Source organism: Microbulbifer sp. S227A, assembly GCF_049800935.1.
In genome coordinates, this window is the sequence record NZ_JBNAFZ010000003.1 from 53,529 (window position 1) to 75,143 (window position 21,615).

Genomic DNA, 21,615 nt, shown 5'->3' on the forward strand with positions numbered 1-21,615 from the left:
GGGGTTACATCATCTCGACATAAGACGGATCGACCAGCGTCTCGGTGGTGATGCTGTTCTTGATCAACCCTTCGGATTTGAACCAGCCCAGTTGATCTTCGACCGATCCCATGTTCAGCGCCGCGCCCTTGTTGATCCGCATCGCACCGTTGCGGATCGACGGGGCGGCCTTGTCATAGGGGCGGTCGGTATAGACATATTTGTGGATCAGCGTGACCATCTCTTCGGCGGCGTCATCCCCGGCGGTCTTGTCCACCAGCGCGGCGTTGAAATCATCCGCGCCCTTGCTGAACGCGCGCAGGAAGGCTTCGGTTTTGGCGCGCTCGTTGGCGGCATTGGCGGCAGAGGTAAACACCGTCGTGACCTGATAGTCGGGGATGTAGTCGGAGACCATGCCGATATGCTGAACCGCGCCGGCCCCGGCCAGTGCCTTGCCGATATGCGGCACGATGGTCCAGGCATCGACCTGTCCGGATTTCATCGCACCGATGATCGCGCCGACCTTTTGCAGCGGCTTGAAGCTGACCGAGGCATTCTCGGCCCCGGCGATCTTGGACCCCATATAGTGAAAGGACGATCCCGCCTGGGTCGTGGCAAAGCTCTTGCCGTCCAGCATTGCCGCCTCGGTCAGCCCGGCTTCGAACGCGGCGTTGCTGGCCAGGATCATCTGGCCGTCAATGCCCGGCTCTTCGCTCAGCGCGCCGCCAATCACCTTGGTTGCGCCCTTTTCGGCCAGCGACACCAGCCCGCCCGAGATCGCGGTGACCGCGTAATCCGCATCTCCCGACGCGATTGCCACGGCCATCGGTTGCGCCGCCTGAAAGAACTTGAACTCGACATCGAGCCCTTCTTCGGCGAAATAGCCGCGTTCAAAGGCGACAAAGCTGGGCGCGTGGCTGGTAAAGCGCAGCGCGCCGACATTGATCTTGGTATTGGCCAGCGCCGGGCCGCCCAGCATGGGCAGGGTCGCGGCGCCGCCCAGCAGGCCAAGCACGCCCCTGCGTGAAAAAACTGTCATGGTGTTATCCTCCCGTTTGTCGCGGCCTGTTCCGGCCCTTCGTTGATGCCGCTGTTATCGCGCCATGTCGGGGCGAGGGCAATCCATTGGCGACAATCGGGGATTAGTCCGGGTGCAGCGGTTTCTGCGTGGCCGCCAGCGCCGCCCCGGCCAGCAGCACCGCGGCGGCCACCAGCAGGCTGGTTCCGATACTGGAGCTGCGGTCGCCCAGCCAGCCTGCGGCATAGGGGCCGACGGTCTGGGCCACGGCAAAGACCACGGTGAACAGGCTGATCGCCGCGCCCCAGCTGTGCAGGGGCAGGTTGTGGCGGATGAAATTGGTGACCGCCCCCGGCGACATGAAGACCGACAGGCCAAAGATCGCCGCCGAGAGCAAGAGCCCGACCGGCCCGGGCATCAGCACCGGCAGGGCCGAGCCGAGCGAAATGCAGGTCAGGATCATGGTCAGCGGTACCCCCGATTTGAAACGGGCAAAGACCGGCCGCCAGGCAAAGGGTGACAGGCACAGGCACAGGCCCAGCATCACCCAAACCGTCGCGATCAGCCCGGCGCCGGCCTGTAGCTCGGTCATCCAGGCCGAGAGAAAGGTCAGGTAGACGAAATAGCCCAGCCCAAAGCTGCCATACCCCGCAAACAGCGACAGCATCCGGCGCACCGGCAGGCGGGCGGCGGCAGGGGGCTCGTGGGTTGGCGGGCGCAGCTGGCGCGCGGCCCAGAGACCCGCCGGCAGGAAACAGAGGCTCGTCATCCCGATGAACAGCCAGCCGCGCGGCCATGCGGTGGGGCCATGCGCATCGAGCAGCAGAGGCAGCACCGCGCCCGAGAGCGCGATACCCAGCCCGCCGCCAAATCCGAACAGCAACGCGATGGCCAGCGCATTGCGGCGCGCGTCATGCTGAAAGAGCTGCGCCGCAAGCGTCCCCGACGAGGCAAAGGACATGGCACCAAACAGCCCGGCAGCCAGCCGCCACAGGGTTTGCCACCACATCGCCGCGTCAAGGCCGGTCGCCATCAGCGCCACCGCCGTCGTGACCATGCCAAACGCAAAAAGGCGCGACGCGCCGATCCGCCCGATCAGCGCCATGGTCAGCACCGAGCCGATGATATAGCCGATGGCATTGGCGGTGTTCAGCCACCCGGCCTGGGCATAGGTCCAGCCCATTTCGGCCTTCATCGCCGGCAGCATCAGCCCATAGGCGAAACGCGCGAAACTGTTGGTGACGCACATGCCAAGCGCCAGACCAAACAGCACCAGCCACGGGCGGGCGGGGTCCCGGCTCATGGGGTGCAACCGGCGGGCCGGTCAGAGTCCGGCATAGACCGCCTGTTCATAGGCCTGGTAGGTCTTCAGAAAACGCGGCTCAAGGAAGGGCAGTGATTGCGTCATGATCACCGCCGCCAGATCGCGGGTGGGGTCGATCCAGTAGTGGGTGTTGCACACGCCCGCCCAGCTCAGGGAACCGGCGCTGCGCATGCCGGGGATGTCGGTTTCGGTGCGCAGAAAGGCAAAGCTGTGCGTGGTGCCCTCGGGCATGTCCACATCGGCGCTGACCGGGGGCGCGACGCTTTGCATGGGCTGAAAGGTCAGCCCGTTCATCTGGTCGGCGGTCATCGCGTCAAACGCGTCTTCCGACAGGATCCGGTTGCCGTCAAGCTGCCCCCGGTTCAGCACCATGCGCAGGAACCGCAGATAATCGGGCGCGGTGGAATAAAGCGCGTGGCCCATGCCATAGAATTCCGGATTGGCAGGGGGCGCGAGGTCAAACGGCGCGAATGTGCCATCCTCGCCGCGCAGCGCCACATCGCAGAGCCGATCGCTCAGCGCATCCGGTTCAAAGGCGGTTTCGCCCATGCCCAGCGGATCGAGGATTTCCTGCTGGCAAAACGCATCGATCTGGCGCCCGTCCACCGCTTCGACCACCTGCCCGAGCCAGTCGATGGACGGACCATAGCCCCAGCGGGTGCCCGGATCGGTGGTCAGCGGGTACATCAGCGACGATTTCAACCCGGAAAGCACCGTGGGATGCCCGGTCAGTTCCATGTATCTTGGCACGTCCGGGTTCCAGAATTCGTATTCCATGCCGCTGGTGTGGGTGGCCAGGTGGCGCAGGGTTGCCTGGGTCCTGGGGGCGCGCAGGATCGGCTCATCCCCGTCGAACCCGTCCAGCACCCCGAGATCGTTCCACGCGGGCAACACATCGGCCACAGGGGTATCCATGCTGATCTTGCCGCGATCGATCAGGATCATTGCCGCCACCGACCCCACCGCCTTGGTCATGGAAAAAATCCGAAAGGCGGTTTCCTCGCTTGCCGTCAGCCCGGCGCGGGCATTGCCGGCCGCGCCGCTGAAGGTGACGCCCCCGGAATTGGCGGTCATCGCCACGACAAAGGGCACGTCCTGTGCGGCAGTGGCCTGATCCAGCACGGTTTGCAGATTGCTCATGATATCCTCCCGGTGATTTCGGGGCCACGCTAGCGCCCCGCATTGGCCTATGTCCATCGCCGCCTTGCAATTGCGGGGCGGTGCGGCTAGCAGGGCGGGACAGAAAACCGGGGGCCGTGATGGACGATCTGAAAGCAAAATATCTCGGGCAAATCGCCGAAGCCGCTGATGAATCCGCGCTGGAAACCATCCGGGTCGCCGCCGTGGGCAAAAAGGGCGAGGTCGCTCTCAAGATGCGCGAACTGGGCAAGATGACGCCCGAGGAACGCCAGGTTGCGGGCCCCGCGCTCAATGCGCTCAAGGACGAGATCAATTCCGCTATCGCCGCCAAGCGCGCCGCGCTGGCCGATGCGGCGCTGGATGAACGCCTGCGCACCGAGTGGCTGGACGTGACGCTGCCCTCGCGCCCGCGCCAGCGCGGCACGATCCACCCGGTCAGCCAGGTGACCGAAGAGCTGACGGCGATCTTTGCCGAGATGGGCTTTTCCGTGGCCGAAGGGCCGCGCATCGACACGGATTGGTACAATTTCGATGCGCTGAACATTCCCGGCCACCACCCCGCGCGGGCCGAGATGGACACGTTTTACATGCATCGCGACGAGGGCGACAACCGCCCGCCGCACGTGCTGCGCACCCATACCAGCCCGGTGCAGATCCGCACCATGGAAAAACGCGGCGCGCCGCTGCGTATCATCTGCCCCGGCGGCGTCTATCGCGCCGACTATGACCAGACCCACACGCCGATGTTCCACCAGGTCGAAGGCCTTGCCATCGACAAGGATATCAGCATGGCCAACCTGAAATGGGTGCTCGAGGAGTTCTTTTCGGCCTTCTTCGAGATCGACGGCATCAAGACCCGCTTTCGCGCCTCGCATTTTCCGTTCACCGAACCGTCGGCCGAAGTCGACATCCAGTGTTCCTGGGTCGATGGCCAGCTGCGCATCGGCGAGGGCGACGGCTGGATGGAAGTCCTGGGCAGCGGCATGGTGCATCCACACGTGCTGCGTTCGGGCGGCGTTGATCCCGATATCTGGCAGGGCTTTGCCTTTGGCATGGGGATCGACCGGATTGCCATGCTGAAATATGGCATCCCCGATCTGCGGGCGTTCTTTGATTCCGATCTGCGCTGGCTGCGGCATTACGGATTCGCCTCGCTCGATATCCCGACCCTGCATGGCGGCCTGAGCCGCTGAGCCGGGGCACCGCGGCGCATCAGGCGATCATGTGAACCGCGATCCGGCAGCCACGGCGCCTTGGGCGCTGGTCTGGCCAATGCCGACTTTGGTCGGGGAACCCGTCCTGGCCCTTGGAAGTATATTGGCAACCGGGTTAGATACCGCCACAGGAAGAAGAGGAGAGCTTCATATGATCAAACCCATACTCAGCACGGCTGCGATGCTTTTGGCTTTGACGGCACCGGCCTTTGCCGATGGCGATGCCGAAAAAGGTGAAAAAGTATTCAAGAAGTGCAAGGCGTGCCATGCTGTCGGCGACGATGCCAAGAACAAGGTCGGCCCGATGCTGAACGGCATCGTGGGCGCGCCCGCGGCGGCGAATCCCGATTTCAAATATTCCGATGCGATGACGGGAATGGCAGCAGAGGGGTTGATCTGGGACGAGGAATCGCTGACGGCTTTCCTGACCAAGCCCAAGGATTTCCTCAAGGGCACCAAGATGACCTTTGCCGGGCTGCGCAAGGCAGAGGACAGCGAGAACGTCATCGCCTATCTGGCCACGTTCAACTAAGCGCCCAAATTCGCGGCGACGGAACCTGATCGATGTGGGCCCTGTCATGAAAATGGCGGGGCTCGGGTTTATTCCCGTACCGGTGGGGGCGAACCATGGGACGCCAGGGCGCTGGCGATCATCCGGGCAATGTCGGGATGCGTTCCGATCGGAGCCAGGCGCAGACCGCGGAACCCCGCCTCGTCCAGCGCCTGTGGCACATCCTCGATCACATGCCCGCCTTGTGCGGCAAAGAAGGGCAGGCACACCGCCTGCGCCGTCTCAAGCAGCGCCGCGTCCTTCAGAAAGGGCGCTTCTTCGATGTAGCCCGCGCGGGCGTGTTTGAATGGCATCCGTTGCGTCAAGGCCGCGAGGAATGTCTCGGTGTCCCGCGCGGCATTGCGGCTCTTGCCGGACCCGTGCGAGGCGATGACAAGGCCGGTTTCCCCGGCGCGCCAGCCCTGTTTTCCAAGTTCGCTCCGAATGATCCCGGCGGCCAGGGCGGGCAGGCCGGGATCGGTGCCCAGCGGCGGCAGGATACGGGCATCGGCCCGGCCCAGCCGTCTGGGCAGGGTGGTCCGGGTGAACCAGCCATCGGTCATGAACAGCGGGTAGACAAGGGGATCCGCACCGCACTGGCGCAGGGCCAGTTCGAGCGCACCCGGCTTGGCGAGTGTCGCGCTGTACACGGCGCAACCGGGCAAACAGGCCGCAACCCGCCCGGCCAGCGCGGCCAGCGCCGCCTCGGCCGGATCCGGGTCGGAGGGCTGGCCATGGCTGACGATGATGGCACCGGGGTGAGAATGTTGCGAGGTCATGGCCAAGGCACGGCGGCGGGCGGCTCAGGTCCGGAACGCGTCGGCAAGGTTTTCGGGCAGTTCGAATTCCCGCAGCACCCGTGCGCGCGCATCAGCCGACATCTTGCGGGCGGTCTTGGCGACAATGCGCTGCATTTTCCCGGGCTCCTGGGTTTCGGAAAACGGTGCGAAATACCATTTCAGGAATACGAAACAGATCACATCCTCGAGCATCTGCACATCTTCGTTGCGCTTGATGCCTTCCTTGCGGATCATTCGGCCCGCCGCTTCGGCATCTTCCTGCGAATAGCCGGCATCGCGCATGATCGCGCCGACGCGGTCGGCATGGTGCTTGGCAAGATCGCGACGCCAGGTCAGGTAGCCTTCGCGCCCGTCGGGATAGTCCGCCCGCTTCATGGTCCAGCGTTCGATATGCTGGCCGCGGGCGGCGATCTGCAACGGGTCCGGCGCATTCGGGAACAGCCGCGCCAGCTCCTGGGTCATGCGCTGGCCATAGAGCTGCGCGGCGGGCGCGCCTTCGCTGGTGTCCGGGTCATGTGCGTTGGCCGCGTCAATGGCGGCGAGGGCGGCGGCGAGGTCGGTCATTGGCTGTTCCATAGGCTGAGAAATCGCTGTGCCAAGGGTGCAGCGCATCGCGCCGGCATTCAAGGGGCGATCGCTCAGACCATCTCTTCCGGAATGCCGGGCAGGGTGCGGCCGAACCGTCGCGCCGGACGCGAGGCATAGGGCAGCAGGAAGCCGGTCCGCGCTTCGGGTGCGATCCGCGCATTGGCCTGGGCCCTGAGCCGCCACGCGGCAACCGCATTGCCCGCATCGAGGCAATCCTCGCCGGTATCGGGGCCCAGCCACTGGGTCGCGCAGCGCGCCCACAAGTCGCGGATATGTTCCGGCTCGGTCAGGCAAATCCCCGCCTCGGTATCCCATCTGAGACTGCGCCCGTTCAGGTTGGCCGAGGACACGATGGCAAGGTCATCGTCAAAGATGGACACCTTGGAATGCACATAGATGATGGGCGCGCCATAGAGCGCGGCGCGCCCGTTATCCCCGGTCTTGCGGGTTTGTGCCGGTGCGCCGATGAACGCCCGGTCACCAAAGGCTTGGGTGATCATCTGGATACATTTCGCCTGAAGGTATTCCCCGTATCTGGTGACGCTGCCGGGGTTGTGTTCAAACGCCACCTCTTCGGGCGCGGCGGGCAGGATCAGGATCAGGCCCAGTTCCGGATTGTCGCGCGCCCGCCGGGCAAGCTTGCGGGCCAGCGCGGTATCGCGGAAATATTGGGTTTCCAGATAGATCAGCCGCCGCGCGCTGGCGACGTTGCCCGCATGGGCATCGGCAATTTCGCGCAACACGGTTTTGGGCGACATCCGGGCAAACGACCAGCGGCGCTTGCGGGACAGGGTCCTGACGATCCCGTCCAGAGGTGGCGGGGGCGCGCCGTCGGCCACGTCCCGGAAGGTCCGAAGGTGGCGCAGGGCCGAAGCCGCTTGCGGGCCGCGCAGGCTGATCTGCACGTCATGCCAGGTGTCTTCTGCGGCCCGCGCGTGCTCGGGGTCGTCATAGCGCCGTTCATTCAGGTCCAGACCACCGATATAAAGCGCCTCGCCGTCGATCACCGCCAGTTTCTGGTGATGGGTGGCCGGATAGAGATGCGGCACCGGCCAGAGGCGCGCGGCCAGTCGTGCGGCGCTGGTCCGCAGGCTGCGGCGCAGGCCGGGGGCTTCGCGCAGGTAAGTGTCGCATTGGGGCGGGGGCAATCCGTTCAGGCGCGTCGCGGTGCGTCCGAGCTCCTGACAGGCGCGCGGCCACAGCAGCATGCGCGGCAGCCAGCCGATCCGCGCGGGATGCAGTGCTGCGCGCGCGGTCAGCAGGCCGGGCCGCCCGGACAATTCCGCCGCCGCGTGCAGTGCGCGCAGCGCCGACCACGTGGCGCGGTGGGCATCCGGCACGGCGATGGGGTCGAAATCGCTGATCGACAGGTCGATCCGGACACCGCGCCGCAACAGGTGTTCGATCAGGTCCATCCAGGTTTCGCCGATCTTGCGCGCCGCGGGGCTGCGCAGGCGGGTCATCGGGTCGAACACCCGGAAACACATCACGATTTCGGTCCGCGCCGACAGGCACAGGCGTTCGAACTCGGGATAGGCCTCGTGCGCGGTCAGCAGGATCCGGAATGCCTGTTCTGGGGTCTGTTCGCGCGATGATGGCATGGCTGGCGGTCCCGTCCCGACATTGGGTTTGCAGACATGTCGCTCGCCTGATCCCCGGCACGGCAAGACCCGGAGGCCGGCTCGATGAGCGCAATAGTCCGAACCTTGCCGCAAATCCCGCGATTGGAAAGCCGCGCGGCGCGCCAGTGAGCAATTTTTCGCCTTTCGATCCGCGTGACGTGACACCCCGCTGCCCTATATGCGCACAGTGGGCCGGCATTTGCAGCGGCGGCGGGTTCATGTTTTGTATGAGAGACGAAAAGGAGACGTTCCATGGCGACATCTACATCCGGCGGATCCGGCAAGGCACCCACGGTGGGCGATCTGGCAAAGCAGATCGAAACCCTTCAGAAAGAAATCGGAGAGCTGACCGGTCTGATGGCCGAAATGGGCAAGGCCCAGGCGGCGCGGCTGGGCGAAGAGGCCGAGGCCCGGGCGAAAAAGATGAAGCAGAAGGGCGACGAGGCCGCGACCGAAGCAAAGGCGCAGGCCGAGCATCTGCACGCGCAGGCGAATGACTTTATCCGGACACAGCCGGCAACGGCGCTCGGCATTGCGGCGGGGATCGGGTTTCTGATCGGCCTGCTGATGACGCGCCGCTAGCATGGTGGCGGATCAGCTGAAACGCAGGGCGGCCCGTGCCGCGTTGCAGACCGCGCTGCTCGGAGGAGGGGCGCTGCTGGTGCTTGCGGGCATCGGGTTCTTGGTGGCGGCGCTGTGGCTGTACCTGTCGCTGCAATATGGTGCGCCGTTTGCCTCGCTGATCGTCGGGACGGCCTGTCTCGGGTTTGGCCTGATCGTCATCGGTTTTGCCATCGCCAAACCGGCGCCCCGGCCAGCCACGCACAGCGACCAACCGCCTCCGGAGCCCCCGGCGGATGCCAGCGACGCGCCGCCGCTGGTTCAGGCGTTTCTCTACGGGATGCAGGCCGGGATCAAGGCGGGCAAGTCCTGACGGGGCGCGCCGGCGGTTTCAGTCGAACGTCCCGGCAACCCGGCCCAGCAGCATGAAGGCGCGGGCCGTGCGCGTGTCGCTGAGTGCCGAGATATCCGCGTCGCCCGCCTCGGCTTCGAATTCGGCAAACATCCGGTCGAACAGGCGCAGGAAATGATGCGCGGCATCGCGGAAAATCGGGTCCTGTTTCATGCGGCCCGCCGTCAGCCCAAGCGCCGTGCGGTCATGAACGCCGCCCATGTCGGCGACTTCGCGGCCGCGCGTGCCATGGGCGAATTGCCGCCAGACATCGGGCCGGGCCATGTCGGGGCGCAAATCATCCATGTAGATGCCTTCCTGGCTGAGCAGGGTGAGAACATCCTGGCTGGCCTGGATCAACTGGGCGGCCTGCCGGTTGCGCAGCGCCAGCCGCATGGCGTCGAACCCGGCCTTGTCCTCGGCGTTTTCCGGGAAGTTCAATGCCCGGACAAAGCTCTCGGCGGCAAGCGGCGGGGCGGCGGCCTCGGCGGGGGGCGCAAGCTCGAGCGCGCCCTGATCCTCGCGCGGGGGCGGGGGGGCGGGGGATGCCACGGTATCGGCAACCGGTTGCGCGGCCTGTGTGGTGAGCGCCGCCAGCATCGACTCGGTGCGCAGGGTGGAGGCGGCGATGTCGTCGAGGCGTTTTGACAGGTCGTTGTCCCTGTTGGACTGGCCCTTCTGGGCCTGCGTGACATAGGCCTGGCGCAGGCCATCCACCGTGGCGTGCAGCCGCTGGCTCTCGTCGCGCAGGGCGCGGTTGGAGCGCGCCAGCACCGCCACGGCCCAGATCAATCCAACCGGAAGGAACACGGTCATCAGGGTCGAGAGCAGCCCAAGCCCGCCAAACCCGCTGCGCTCATCTGCGGGGGTGACCAGGAAAAATCCCAGCGACACCGCAAGCCACAGCACCGAGAACCCGATGGCGGCGATCTCGATCCCCGTCAGGCGGTCATTGCTGGGTCTGCTAAAGGCCCCGAGCGACCGGGACGCGGTCGATTCGGGTTCGGTCGAATGCTCCGACATGGTGCGCTCCGTCAGGATCCGTCAGGAATAATCGATGCTCACCACTTCGTAAGACCGCTCGCCACCCGGCGTGCGGACTTCGACGCTGTCGCCTTCTTCCTTGCCGATCAGCGCGCGCGCGATCGGGGATTTGATGTTCAAGAGGCCTTTTTCGATATTGGCCTCGTACTCGCCGACAATTTGCCAGGTTTTCTCTTCCTCGGTGTCCTCGTCGACAAGCGTGACCCGCGCGCCGAACTTGATGGCACCGGACAGCTTGGACGGGTCGATCACGTCGGCAAGGCTGAGCACGCCTTCGAGCTCCTTGACGCGGCCCTCGATGAACGACTGCTTTTCGCGCGCGGAGTGATACTCGGCATTCTCCGAAAGATCGCCATGCTCTCGCGCTTCGGCGATGGCTTTGATGATGGCTGGCCGCTCGACGGTCTTGAGCTGTTTGAGCTCGGTCTCGAGTGCAGCATGACCTGTCGGCGTCATCGGAATTTTGTCCATGGGTGTCGATCCGCTCAAAATGAGACGCCCCGCCGTATGAAACGCCGGGACGGTAGATAAGTCAGACCTTACCTGACCCAATCGCGGGGCGGATTGCAAGGGGCAGGATGACACGCCACACGCGGGTTTTGGCCGAATGAGGGCAGAAACCGCGCCGAATGCGGGCTTGTCGCGGGGCTGCTAGTCGTATTGCACCACCTCGTATTCGACATTGTCGTGATCGTGGAAATAGAATCGATGCCCCGGCTCGTAATCCGCGTGGTTCATCGGCTTGAACCCGGCGGCGATCACCGCGCGCTCCATCGCGGCGATATCGTCGACCACCACCGCGATATGGTTGAGCCCGCCGATGGTCTGGTAATTGTCATCCACCGGCTTGGCCGGCGCGCCTGGTGAATAGAGCGCCAGATAGTGGCTGTCGGTGCCGACGTGAACCGTGCGCCCGCTCTGCATCGCGGCCCCGGACCAGCGGACGTGCCAGCCGAACAGGTCGCACATCCAGGCGGCGGTGGCGTCGGGGTCGCTGACGGTGAGGTTCGTGTGTTCGAGCATGGCGGGCATGGCCGGTCCTTTCATTGGGGTTGATATTGTTATCGTAATTTCTAAACCTAACTTTAGGTCAAGGTACTTGTCGGAGCGTGAAATGACTGTTTCCAAGGGGCTTTCCATCGGTGCGCTGGCCGAGCGTACCGGGCTGGCCGTGTCGGCGATCCGCTATTACGAATCGCAGGGGCTGATCGAGCCATGGCGCAACGGGGGCGGGCAGCGGCGGTTTCACCGGGCCGATATCCGCCGGCTCAGCTTTGTGATGATCGCCCAGCAATTCGGTTTCTCGCTGCCCGAGATCCGCGACCTGCTGGCGACGCTGCCGGGCAAGCGGACGCCGACACCGGCGGATTGGACCCGGATCAGCGAGACCTTCAGAACCCATCTTGATGCCCGGATCGAGACCTTGGTCAGGCTGCGCGACAATCTGGATGGCTGTATCGGCTGCGGGTGCCTGTCGCTGCCCAAGTGCAAACTCTACAACCCCGACGACCGCGCCCGCCAGCGGGGAAGCGGACCCCGCTATCTGATGGGAGATCGGCCAGAGCCGGGCGCGTGACAATTCGCGGCGTGGCACCGGGGGCGCGGCCAAGGCGAATACGACAAAAATTCTTTCAACCTTAAGGCGGCATGTTAGGCTGAGATCCTAGCGACCGGAAAACCGGCAGCCAGAATCGGTTCCTGTCCTGACCTTGACCCTGACGTTTGGGAGGAACTCATGACGACGCTGACTGTAAACGGAACGACGCGCGCCTTTGAGGGTGACGCGAACATGCCGCTGCTCTGGGCCTTGCGCGATGTGCTTGATCTGCCGGGAACGAAATATGGTTGCGGGGCGGGGCTGTGCGGGGCCTGTACCGTGCATGTGGATGGCAAGGCGGTGCGGGCCTGCCAGGCCAGCGTCAGCGAGGTCGCGGGCAAATCGGTCACCACGATCGAGGGGCTTGACCCCGACGGCGAGCACCGTGTCCAGCAGGCGTGGCGCGAATTGAACGTGCCGCAATGCGGGTTCTGCCAGACCGGCCAGATCATGCAGGCCGCCGCGCTGCTCGCGGAAAACCCCAAACCCAGCGATGACGAAATCCTGACCGCGATGGCCGGGAACGTGTGCCGCTGTGGCTGTTACCAGCGAATCGTGCAGGCGGTGCGCCTTGCCAGTACCGGGAGCTGAGCCATGCTGAAATATTTGCAAGACCATGATCCGCAGCCCACGGGCATCGCCATTGCCAAGCTGTCCCGCCGCGCTTTTCTGGGTACCGGGGCGGCCTTTGCCCTTGGGGCCTATGCGACCCGGGGCGACGCCTTTCCCAAATGGCCCACCGGAGGGGAGCAGATGCCGCACGGGTTGCGCGACGATCCGTTGATCTTTGTCAGCATCGACCCGGACGGCACCGTGACGCTGGTGGCGCATCGTTCCGAGATGGGCACCGGAAGCCGCACGTCGTTGCCGATGGTCATGGCCGACGAAATGGAGGCCGACTGGTCCCGCGTGCGCATCGTGCAGGCCGAGGGCGACGAGCCGAAATACGGCAACCAGGATACCGACGGGTCACGCAGCATGCGCCACCATATCCAGGCCGCGCGCAAGATTGGCGGGTCGGTGCGCCACATGATGCAGGCCGCCGCCGCCGCGCAATGGGGGGTCGCGCCAGAGGATGTCATCGTCGAAAACCACGAGGCGCGCCATGGCGACAATGTGCTTGGGTTCGGCGAACTGGCGCAGGCCGCGATGGCGATGCCGGTGCCCGCGCATGAGCAGATCGCCTACAAGTCCGAGGATCAGTTCCGTTACATGGGCAAGGGCGAGGTGCAGATCACCGACCTGCACGACATCACCACGGGCGCGGCGGTCTATGGGGCCGATGTCAAACTTGCGGGAATGCTCTACGCGGTTGCGGCCCGCCCTCCGGTGGTGGGGGGCAAGGTGGCGTCCTTTGATGCGACAGCGGCGATGGCGGTGCCGGGGGTTGTCGGGATCTATCAACTGCCCGACTGGACGGCCCCCGGCGGGTTCGCGCCCCTGGGCGGTGTCGCGGTGGTGGCCGAGAATACCTGGGCGGCGTTGCAGGGGCGCGACAGCCTCGAGATCGCGTGGGATGACGGCCCGAACGCCAGCTACAGTTCCGGCCCCTACATGGAGGCGATGAAGGCCACGGCGCTGGACAAGGGGCAGGTGCTGCGGACACGTGGTGCGCCCGATGCCGCCTTTGCCGATGCCGCCCGCATTTTCGGACAGACCTATACCCAGGACCACATGGCGCATATCCCGATGGAGCCACCGGTTGCACTGGCCTCGGTCACGGCCGAGGGGGTCGAGATCTGGGCGCCAGTGCAAAGCCCCTATACCACGCGTACCGACGTGGCCAAGGCGCTCGGGGTCGACCCGGCCAATGTGCGGGTGAACGTGACCCTGCTTGGCGGCGGGTTCGGGCGCAAGTCCAAGGCGGATTTCGTTACCGAAGCGGCATTGCTGAGCCGCGAAACCGGTGCGCCGGTCAGGATGCAATGGACCCGCGAAGACGATGTGCGGCACAGCTTTTACCACACCACGTCTGCCGAGCGCATCGAGGTGGCGCTGGATGATGCGGGCAAGGTGACGGGGTGGCGGCACAACTCGGTCGCGCCGTCGATCCTGTCGACCTTTGCACCGGACAGCGGCCAGCAATTCCCCATCGAGAGCGGGATGGGGCATCTGGACATGCCCTTTGACATTGCCAATGTCAGCATCGAGAACGGCAAGGCGCTTGCGCATACCCGCATCGGTTGGTTCCGCTCGGTCTCCAACATTCCCCGTGCCTGGGCAATCGGCTCGTTTGTCGGAGACCTTGCCGCCGAGCTGGGCAAGGACCAGCGCGAGATGTGGCTCGAACTGATCGGTGCGCCGCGCCAGGTGGAGCTCGCCGCCGAGGGCTATCCCGAGACGTTCTGGAACTATGGCGAACCATCGGCCGGGTTTCCCATCGAAACCGGGCGGCTGGCGCATGTGTTGAACATGGCGGCGGAGGGAATCGGTTATGGCACCGACCTGCCCGAGGGCGAGGGGATCGGGTTGGCGGTGCATCGCAGCTTTGTGTCCTACGTGGCCTGTGCGGCGCATGTGCGGGTGCGGGATGGCGCAATCGACATTCCCCGGATGCACCTGGCGATCGATTGCGGCTATGCGGCGAATCCCGAGCGCATCCGCAGCCAGATGGAAGGCGCATCGGTGATGGGCATGACGCTGGCGCTGAATTCCTCGATCACCTTTGACCAGGGGGCCGTGGAGCAGAGCAACTATCACGATTATGACGTTGTGCGCGCGGACAATTTCCCCGGTTCGGTTGTAACGCATATCGTCGAGCATCCCTTTGAAGTTCATGCCACCGGTGTGGGCGAACCGGGTGTGCCGCCGGTTGCCCCGGCCATCGCCAACGGGTTGTACGTCGCCACCGGCGTGCGGCACCGGGCCTTGCCGATGGACACCGACTTTTGACGCGAAAATGGGCGGGCGGCTGACGAAACCGCCCGCCCGTGCCGCCGATTTCCCGGAAAATCGCCTTGGGTGCTCTGACGCGGTGTTGCGATTGACGCAGGGCCCTGACAAAAGGTATCAGCCGCGAAATATTGTTGCGCCCTGAAACGGGCCACACACACCGCCAGCCAAGGAGCGCCCGCATATGGCCGAGATTGAACGCGAAGCGATGGAATATGACGTTGTGATCGTCGGAGCCGGCCCGGCTGGCTTGTCCGCTGCGATCCGACTGAAACAGCTGGACGCGGACATCAACGTTGTCGTGCTGGAAAAGGGCAGCGAAGTCGGCGCGCATATCCTGTCGGGCGCGGTGCTTGATCCCTGTGGCCTTGATGCGCTGATCCCCGACTGGAAAGACAAGGGTGCGCCGCTGAACGTGCCGGTGCGCGAAGACAATTTCTATATGCTCGGCGAAGCGGGCAAATTGCGGGTGCCGAATTTCCCGATGCCGCCCCTGATGAACAACCACGGCAATTACATCGTCAGCATGGGCAATGTCTGCCGCTGGATGGCGGAACAGGCTGAAGCGCTTGGCGTCGAGATCTTTCCCGGCATGGCCTGTTCCGAGCTGGTCTATGACGACAAGGGCGGCGTCAAGGGCGTGGTCGCCGGTGAGTTCGGCAAGGAAGCCGACGGCAGCCACGGGGCGAATTACGAGCCGGGCATGGAACTGCACGGCAAATACGTGTTCCTGTCGGAAGGCGTGCGCGGGTCGCTGTCCAAGCAGGTGATCGCCAAATACGATCTGAGCCAGGGCCACGAGCCGCAGAAATTCGGCATCGGCATGAAGGAAATCTGGGAGATCGACCCGGCCAAGCACAAGGAAGGCACCGTCACGCACACGATGGGCTGGCCTTTGGGGGGCAATGCCGGGGGCGGATCGTTCATCTATCACCTGGAAAACAACCAGGTCTATGTCGGCTTCGTCGTCCACCTGAACTACAAGAACCCGCACCTGTTCCCCTATATGGAGTTCCAGCGGTTCAAGCATCACCCGATGGTGGCCGAACTGCTCGAGGGCGGCAAACGCGTGGCCTATGGCGCGCGGGCGATTTCCGAGGGCGGCTATCAATCGATGCCCAAGATGGTGGCGCCTGGGGTGGCGTTGTTGGGCTGTTCGGTCGGCATGGTCAACGTGCCGCGCATCAAGGGCAATCACAACGCGATGCTGTCGGGCAAGGCGGCTGCCGAGGCGGCCCATGCGGCGATTGCCGCGGGCCGCGCCGGCGACGAGCTGTCGGACTATGAGACCGAAGTACGCGGCGGCGCAATCGGCAAGGACCTGAAAAAGGTGCGCAACGTCAAGCCGTTCTGGTCGAAATGGGGGCTGGTGCCCTCGCTGGTTCTGGGCGGGTTCGACATGTGGACCAACACGCTCGGCTTTTCGCTGTTCGGCACCCAGAAACATGGCAAGACCGACGCGGATTCGACCGAAGAGGCCAGCAAGCACAAGCCCATCGACTATCCCAAGCCCGATGGCACGCTGTCGTTTGACCGGCTGACCAACGTGGCGTTCTCGTTCACCAACCACGAGGAAAGCCAGCCCGCGCATCTGCAGCTCAAGGATGCCGATGTCCCGGTCAAGGTGAACCTGCCGAAATATGCCGGCCCGGCGGCGCGCTATTGCCCGGCAGGGGTTTATGAATTCGTCAGCGAGGAAGGCAAGGAAACCCGGTTCGTGATCAACTTCCAGAACTGCGTGCACTGCAAGACCTGCGATATCAAGGATCCCAGCCAGAACATCAACTGGGCCACGCCCCAGGGCGGGGACGGTCCGAACTATCCCAACATGTAGCGTCGATCTGCGGCGCAGATGGTGGAAACCGGCCATTTCCTGCGGGAATTGGCCAAATTGAACCGACAATGGCGCGATAGTTCGGGTTGCGCCATTGCCTCGCCCCAGCAGGAGGCCTAATTTGTCGGGCAGATAACCGACGAGGCAGGTCTCTTGAAACACTCTCTCCTTCGCGGTGTGGCCCTTGCGGCGACCCTGCTTGCGATCAGCGCACCCATCGGAGCGCAGGCGGATACGTCCGCCGGGGCATATCTCGCGGGGCGTCACGCGCTGATCTCCAGTGATTTTGCCGAGGCGGCGGCCTATTACACCCGTGCCCTGGCACGCGACCGCCAGAATCCGCACCTGATGGAACAGGTGGTGCTGTCGCAATTTGCCCTGGGCAAGGTCGACAAGGCATTGCCGGTTGCCAAGCACATGGAGCAGCTGGGCCTGCACAGCCAGGTGGCGCATCTGGTGGTGATCACCGATCTCATCGAGAATGGCAAATACGAGGAATTGCTGGCCCGCGATCCGGAAACGCTTGGCGGTGGGCCGTTGGTGGATGGCCTGATCACCGGCTGGGCGCATATGGGGGCGGGTTCGGTCGCCAGGGCGCTGGAACAGTTCGACACGGTTTCGCGCCAAAAGGGGCTGCGCGGTTTTGCGCTTTATCACAAGGCGCTGGCGCTGGCCTCGGTGGGCGATTTCGAGGGGGCCGAGGCGATTTTTGCGGATGAAAGTTCGGGCCTGTCGATCCTGTCGCGCGGTGCCGCGATCGCCCGGGCACAAATCCTGTCACAGCTTGAGCGCAACGACGACGCAACCGCATTTCTGGAGAATGCCTTTGGCACCACGCTGGATCCGGGGCTGCAGGATGTGGCCGACCGGCTTGCCGCCGGCGAGCAGTTGCCGTTTTCCCTTGTCACTTCGGTCAGGGACGGCATGGCCGAAGTGTTCTTTTCCATCGGGCAGGCGCTGAATGGCGAGGCGTCCGACGATTATGTGCTGATCTATGCGCGCACCGCGACATATCTGCGACCGGGCCATGTGGATTCGCTCCTGCTCAGTGCTCAGTTGCTGGATATTCTTGGCCAGTATGACCTCGCGGTTGCCACCTACAAACAGATCCCCTCGGACAGCCCGGATTATCATGCCGCCGAAATGGGCCGCGCCGAAGCCCTGCGCCGCGCGGCCAAGCCGGATGCGGCGATCGAGGTTCTGGAACGGCTTGCCGCCGATTACCCGACCCTCGCACCGGTCTATTCCGCCCTTGGCGATCTGCAACGTCAGCAGGAACATTACGCCGAGGCGATCACGGCCTATGACAGCGCCCTGGAATTTTCCGACCAGGAGGCCCCGGCACGCTGGTTCCTGCATTATGCGCGCGGCATCAGCCACGAGCGGTTGAAACAGTGGGACAGCGCCGAGGCGGATTTTCGCAGCGCGCTCGAGATCAACCCGGACCAGCCGCAGGTGCTGAACTATCTGGGCTATTCCCTGGTCGAGCGGAAATCCAACCTTGACGAGGCGCTTGGCATGATCGAGCGCGCGGTCGAGGCGCGCCCTGACAGCGGCTATATCGTCGACAGCCTGGGCTGGGTTCTGTTCCGTCTCGGGCGCTACGAAGAGGCGGTGGGCCATATGGAGACCGCCGTCGAATTGATGCCGGTCGATCCGGTGGTCAACGATCACCTTGGCGATGTTTATTGGGCGGTGGGCCGGTATCGCGAGGCCGAGTTCCAGTGGAAACGCGCCATATCCTTTATCGACCCCGAGGATACCGACAGCGAGGCCGACCCGGAACGCATACGCCGCAAGCTCGAAATCGGGTTGGACCAGGTTCTTGTCGAGGAAGGCTCGGAGCCGCTGAAGGTGGTGAATGACCAGGGCTGAGGCCTTTGCTCCCGCCAAGATCAACCTGACACTGCATGTCACCGGACAACGGCAGGATGGCTATCACCTGCTGGATTCTCTGGTGGTGTTTGCCGATGTCGGTGATCGGATTTCGATCTGCGAAGGGCAGGGATTGCACCTGAGCATCACCGGACCAAATGCCGCCGGGCTGACCGTGGGCGAGGATAACCTCGTGCTGCGCGCGGCGCGGCTCGCGGGGGTGGCGGATGCGCGGATTACCCTCTACAAACGCCTGCCCGCCGCCGCGGGTATCGGAGGGGGATCGGCGGACGCCGCCGCCACCCTGCGCGCCCTTGTCACCAGCCACGACATTGCGCCGCCCACGGTGGGGCAGGCGTTGCAACTGGGCGCGGACGTGCCGGTTTGCCTGCTCTCGGAAACCCTGCGCATGCGCGGCATCGGTGAACGGATCGACAGGATCGCGGGCATTCCGCCGCTTCCGGCGGTGCTGGTCAATCCGGGGGGTGCGGTCCATACGCCCGATGTGTTCCGCGCGCTGACCTGTCGCAACGGATCGCCCATGCCCGAATGGCCGGCCTTTGCCGAAGTTGCCGGCTGCGCCCGATGGCTGGCGCAGCAACGCAACGACCTTGAAGCCCCGGCAATGCGGATATGCCCGCCGATTGGCGATTGTCTGGCCGCGCTGCGTCGCGAGGGGGCGCTGTTGGCGCGGATGAGCGGATCGGGAGCCACCTGTTTCGGCATTTTCGCAACCGCGCAACAGGCGCAATCGGCCTCCGCCGCGTTGCAGCGGGCGCAGCCCCAATGGTGGGTTCAGGCGGCGATGCTCGCAGACCCGGGATCAGCGCCTCACTTCAGGCGCGACACCACGTAATCCGACAGGTCGTCCAGCATCTGGCGGATCGGATGTTCCGGCAACCGGCGCAACGCGGCGCGGGCCTTGTCCGACCACGCCAGCGCATCCCTGCGCGTTTCGTCCAGCGTTCCGTACCTGGCCATCAACGACAGCGCGGTGTCAAGATCTTCGGGGGTCTGCTGGCCCTTTTCGATGGTGCGGACCCAGAACGCGCGTTCCTCGGCGGTTGCCCGGGCGACCGCCTTGATCACCGGAAGGGTCAGCTTGCGCTCGCGGAAATCGTCCCCGACATTCTTGCCGGTGGCGGCGCTGTCCCCCTGGTAGTCCAGCAGGTCATCGGCGATTTGAAACGCAATCCCGAGCGCATCGCCATAATCATACAGTGCCTGAATCTGGTCGGCATCGGCATGGGCGATGACGCCCCCAACCTCGGTCGCCGCCGAGAACAGGGCCGCGGTCTTGCCGCGCACCACCTTGAGATACACCTCTTCGTCAGTGGCGAGATTCTGCGCCGCCGTCAGCTGCAACACTTCGCCCTCGGCAATCGTGGCGGCGGCATTGGCAAGAATATCCAGCACCCGCAGCGACCCGGTTTCGACCATCAACTGAAAGCTGCGGGCAAACAGGTAATCCCCGACCAGAACGCTCGACTTGTTGTCCCAGAGCAGGTTGGCGGTGGGCCGGCCACGCCGCTGGCCGCTTTCGTCGACCACGTCATCATGCAACAGAGTGGCCGTGTGGATGAACTCGACCGTGGCCGCAAGATGCACGTGATAGGGCCCGTCATAGCCACACATGCGCGCCGCAGCGAGGGTCAGCATCGGGCGCAATCGCTTGCCGCCTGCCTCGACCAGATGCGCGGTGACCTCAGGGATTCGCGGTGCGTGTTCCGAGGCCATGCGGGTCCGGATCAGGTCGTTCACGGCGGCCAGGTCATCGGCAAGCGTTGCCGCCAGTTGTTCATGCGGTTTGGTCACGGTGTTGATGTTCATCACACTCCTGCGTCAAGGCTCGACATTCATCGCGCCCTGGCCTTACATCCTGCGTCATGAAGGAACTTTTGCGCAGCACCGACCCGACCGTCCTGGCCTTTGCGTCCGCCCTTCTTCAGGGCGAGGATATAGACTGCTTTCAGATGGACGTAAACATGAGCATCCTCGAAGGCGGCATCGGAATTTTCCCGCGCCGGATGATGGTCCGCAGCCAGGATTACGACCGCGCCGCACGCGTCATGCAAGACAACGACATCCCGATCGACCGATGAGCGACGGGGCACATGATGCGGTGACGCGGGATGCCTTCCTGGGCGGGAGTCTGCACCTGCTGCAACCGCAGTCCGGTTATCGCGCGGGGGTTGATCCGGTGGTGCTGGCGGCCAGCGTCAATGCGCGGGCGGGCCAATCGGTGCTCGACCTTGGCTGCGGCGTCGGGGCGGCGGCGCTCTGCCTGGCCGCACGGGTGCCGGGGCTCGATCTGTGGGGCGTCGAACTCCAGTGCGATTATGCCGATCTGGCGCGGCGCAACGCAACGGGGAACGACATTTCTTTCAATGTCGTTCACGCCGATCTCAACGACCTGCCGCCGCCGCTGCGGGCCGCGCGCTTTGACCATGTCATCGCCAATCCCCCCTATTATCGCCCCGGTGCCCATAGCATCGCACGGAACGAGGGGCGCGGCATCGCGCTGAGCGAACAGCGGACGCCGCTGGCCGATTGGCTGGCGGTCGCGGCGCGCCGCCTTGCGCCCCGGGGCTATCTGCACATGATCCAGCGGGCCGACCGCTTGCCGGACATGTTGGCGGGCTGTGCCGGGCGGCTTGGCTCGGTCGAGATCTTGCCGCTCGCCTCCCGCGCGGGCCGGGCACCGGGCGTGGTGATCCTGCGCGCCCGCAAGGACGGGCGCGCGCCTTTTCGCCTGCACGCGCCATGCCTGATGCACGAGGGCGTGCGACATGAAGGCGACGCCGAGAGCTATGCGCCTGCAATCGCGGCGGTGTTGCGCGACGGGGCCGCGCTGGACTGGCCCGCGACCTAGGCATAAACGGCCCTGAATTGGGCGTCTTCAACAAACTGTTACAAATAGCTGCTCGCGCCACGTGACAGACGCCAAGGAATATGCTCAACTCCAGATGCAACTTATTCAGAGGAGGACTGCCATGAGCTTGAGCTCGCACCTGATCGAACTGAAAAAGAAGCACCAGCACCTGAGCAGCGAAGTCGAAGCCGCGCAGCGTGCCCCGGGTGTTGACGGGCTGCATCTGGCGGAACTTAAAAAGCAGAAACTGAAACTGAAAGAAGAGATCGAGAGGCTATCGACCTGACGCCTCGTCTCTGTGACCAATCTACCGG

The 21,615-nt window shown here is 64.5% G+C and carries 23 protein-coding genes; 13 read left to right on the forward strand and 10 right to left on the reverse strand.

Annotated features, from left to right (window positions below; translation table 11 throughout):
• Positions 1–4: 4 nt before the first annotated feature.
• The 3 genes from ACP15R_RS07930 to ACP15R_RS07940 form a co-directional block, all read right to left on the reverse strand.
• Complete coding sequence (locus ACP15R_RS07930; RefSeq protein WP_424985862.1) at positions 5–1,018, reverse strand: ABC transporter substrate-binding protein; 1,014 nt, start codon at positions 1,016–1,018, stop codon at positions 5–7.
• Positions 1,019–1,121: 103 nt separating this feature from the next.
• Positions 1,122–2,300: a YbfB/YjiJ family MFS transporter gene (locus ACP15R_RS07935; protein WP_424985863.1), complete on the reverse strand. Its 1,179-nt coding sequence runs from the start codon at positions 2,298–2,300 to the stop codon at positions 1,122–1,124.
• Positions 2,301–2,321: 21 nt separating this feature from the next.
• The gene (locus tag ACP15R_RS07940) at positions 2,322–3,461 is read right to left on the reverse strand and encodes a serine hydrolase domain-containing protein (protein ID WP_424985864.1); all 1,140 of its coding nucleotides are present in this window, start codon (positions 3,459–3,461) and stop codon (positions 2,322–2,324) included.
• Positions 3,462–3,580: 119 nt separating this feature from the next.
• Between ACP15R_RS07940 and pheS the strand changes: the two genes are divergently transcribed.
• Positions 3,581–4,654: a phenylalanine--tRNA ligase subunit alpha gene (gene pheS / locus ACP15R_RS07945; protein WP_424985865.1), complete on the forward strand. Its 1,074-nt coding sequence runs from the start codon at positions 3,581–3,583 to the stop codon at positions 4,652–4,654.
• A gap of 172 nt (positions 4,655–4,826) precedes the next feature.
• Positions 4,827–5,207, forward strand: a complete 381-nt coding sequence (locus tag ACP15R_RS07950) for a c-type cytochrome (RefSeq protein ID WP_424985866.1) — start codon at positions 4,827–4,829, stop codon at positions 5,205–5,207.
• Between the two features lie 68 nt (positions 5,208–5,275).
• Here the strand turns inward: ACP15R_RS07950 and ACP15R_RS07955 are convergent, their stop codons facing one another.
• The 3 genes from ACP15R_RS07955 to ACP15R_RS07965 all read right to left on the reverse strand — a co-directional run bounded on the left by ACP15R_RS07955 (position 5,276) and on the right by ACP15R_RS07965 (position 8,214).
• On the reverse strand, positions 5,276–6,004 hold the full coding sequence (locus ACP15R_RS07955; protein WP_424985867.1) for a CbiX/SirB N-terminal domain-containing protein: 729 nt from the start codon (positions 6,002–6,004) through the stop codon (positions 5,276–5,278).
• A 24-nt stretch (positions 6,005–6,028) separates the two neighbouring features.
• Positions 6,029–6,589: a DUF4202 domain-containing protein gene (locus ACP15R_RS07960; protein ID WP_424985868.1), complete on the reverse strand. Its 561-nt coding sequence runs from the start codon at positions 6,587–6,589 to the stop codon at positions 6,029–6,031.
• Positions 6,590–6,663: 74 nt separating this feature from the next.
• Positions 6,664–8,214, reverse strand: coding sequence for a phospholipase D family protein (locus ACP15R_RS07965; protein ID WP_424985869.1), 1,551 nt, complete (start codon positions 8,212–8,214; stop codon positions 6,664–6,666).
• Positions 8,215–8,487: 273 nt separating this feature from the next.
• On the opposite strand from ACP15R_RS07965, the gene ACP15R_RS07970 reads away from it, so the two are divergent.
• Complete coding sequence (locus ACP15R_RS07970) at positions 8,488–8,817, forward strand: DUF883 family protein (RefSeq protein WP_424985870.1); 330 nt, start codon at positions 8,488–8,490, stop codon at positions 8,815–8,817.
• Position 8,818: 1 nt separating this feature from the next.
• Positions 8,819–9,169, forward strand: coding sequence for a phage holin family protein (locus tag ACP15R_RS07975; RefSeq protein WP_424985871.1), 351 nt, complete (start codon positions 8,819–8,821; stop codon positions 9,167–9,169).
• A gap of 18 nt (positions 9,170–9,187) precedes the next feature.
• On the opposite strand, the gene ACP15R_RS07980 is transcribed toward ACP15R_RS07975, so the two are convergent.
• The 3 genes from ACP15R_RS07980 to ACP15R_RS07990 all read right to left on the reverse strand — a co-directional run bounded on the left by ACP15R_RS07980 (position 9,188) and on the right by ACP15R_RS07990 (position 11,263).
• Entirely contained in the window at positions 9,188–10,210 is a 1,023-nt protein-coding gene (locus ACP15R_RS07980; RefSeq protein ID WP_424985872.1) for a hypothetical protein, read from the reverse strand.
• A 21-nt stretch (positions 10,211–10,231) separates the two neighbouring features.
• On the reverse strand, positions 10,232–10,702 hold the full coding sequence (gene greA / locus ACP15R_RS07985; protein ID WP_424985873.1) for a transcription elongation factor GreA: 471 nt from the start codon (positions 10,700–10,702) through the stop codon (positions 10,232–10,234).
• A gap of 180 nt (positions 10,703–10,882) precedes the next feature.
• The gene (locus tag ACP15R_RS07990) at positions 10,883–11,263 is read right to left on the reverse strand and encodes a VOC family protein (protein ID WP_424985874.1); all 381 of its coding nucleotides are present in this window, start codon (positions 11,261–11,263) and stop codon (positions 10,883–10,885) included.
• An 82-nt stretch (positions 11,264–11,345) separates the two neighbouring features.
• Here ACP15R_RS07990 and soxR point away from each other — a divergent pair, with 82 nt between their 5' ends.
• The 6 genes from soxR (at position 11,346) to ACP15R_RS08020 (ending at position 19,285) form a co-directional block, all read left to right on the forward strand.
• Positions 11,346–11,807 carry a redox-sensitive transcriptional activator SoxR gene (soxR, locus tag ACP15R_RS07995; RefSeq protein WP_424985875.1) on the forward strand — a complete coding sequence of 154 codons (462 nt, stop codon included), beginning with the start codon at positions 11,346–11,348 and terminating at the stop codon, positions 11,805–11,807.
• Between the two features lie 159 nt (positions 11,808–11,966).
• Entirely contained in the window at positions 11,967–12,419 is a 453-nt protein-coding gene (locus ACP15R_RS08000; RefSeq protein WP_424985876.1) for a (2Fe-2S)-binding protein, read from the forward strand.
• A 3-nt stretch (positions 12,420–12,422) separates the two neighbouring features.
• Positions 12,423–14,720 carry a molybdopterin cofactor-binding domain-containing protein gene (locus tag ACP15R_RS08005; RefSeq protein ID WP_424985877.1) on the forward strand — a complete coding sequence of 766 codons (2,298 nt, stop codon included), beginning with the start codon at positions 12,423–12,425 and terminating at the stop codon, positions 14,718–14,720.
• Between the two features lie 184 nt (positions 14,721–14,904).
• Positions 14,905–16,554, forward strand: coding sequence for a 4Fe-4S dicluster domain-containing protein (locus ACP15R_RS08010; protein ID WP_424985878.1), 1,650 nt, complete (start codon positions 14,905–14,907; stop codon positions 16,552–16,554).
• 153 nt (positions 16,555–16,707) lie between these two features.
• Complete coding sequence (locus ACP15R_RS08015) at positions 16,708–18,429, forward strand: tetratricopeptide repeat protein (RefSeq protein ID WP_424985879.1); 1,722 nt, start codon at positions 16,708–16,710, stop codon at positions 18,427–18,429.
• Positions 18,416–19,285, forward strand: coding sequence for a 4-(cytidine 5'-diphospho)-2-C-methyl-D-erythritol kinase (locus ACP15R_RS08020; RefSeq protein ID WP_424985880.1), 870 nt, complete (start codon positions 18,416–18,418; stop codon positions 19,283–19,285). Before ACP15R_RS08015 ends, ACP15R_RS08020 begins: the two co-directional genes overlap by 14 nt.
• Here ACP15R_RS08020 and ACP15R_RS08025 read toward each other — a convergent pair.
• Entirely contained in the window at positions 19,261–20,259 is a 999-nt protein-coding gene (locus ACP15R_RS08025; RefSeq protein ID WP_424985881.1) for a polyprenyl synthetase family protein, read from the reverse strand. The two genes, ACP15R_RS08020 and ACP15R_RS08025, sit on opposite strands and share 25 nt — an antisense overlap.
• A 56-nt stretch (positions 20,260–20,315) precedes the next feature.
• On the opposite strand from ACP15R_RS08025, the gene ACP15R_RS08030 reads away from it, so the two are divergent.
• The 3 genes from ACP15R_RS08030 to ACP15R_RS08040 all read left to right on the forward strand — a co-directional run bounded on the left by ACP15R_RS08030 (position 20,316) and on the right by ACP15R_RS08040 (position 21,587).
• Entirely contained in the window at positions 20,316–20,531 is a 216-nt protein-coding gene (locus ACP15R_RS08030) for a DUF2007 domain-containing protein (RefSeq protein WP_424985882.1), read from the forward strand.
• Complete coding sequence (locus tag ACP15R_RS08035) at positions 20,528–21,301, forward strand: tRNA1(Val) (adenine(37)-N6)-methyltransferase (RefSeq protein ID WP_424985883.1); 774 nt, start codon at positions 20,528–20,530, stop codon at positions 21,299–21,301. Before ACP15R_RS08030 ends, ACP15R_RS08035 begins: the two co-directional genes overlap by 4 nt.
• Before the next feature lie 121 nt (positions 21,302–21,422).
• Positions 21,423–21,587 (forward strand): YdcH family protein, encoded by a 165-nt coding sequence (locus ACP15R_RS08040; protein WP_424985884.1) that lies wholly within the window; start codon positions 21,423–21,425, stop codon positions 21,585–21,587.
• Positions 21,588–21,615 lie beyond the last annotated feature (28 nt).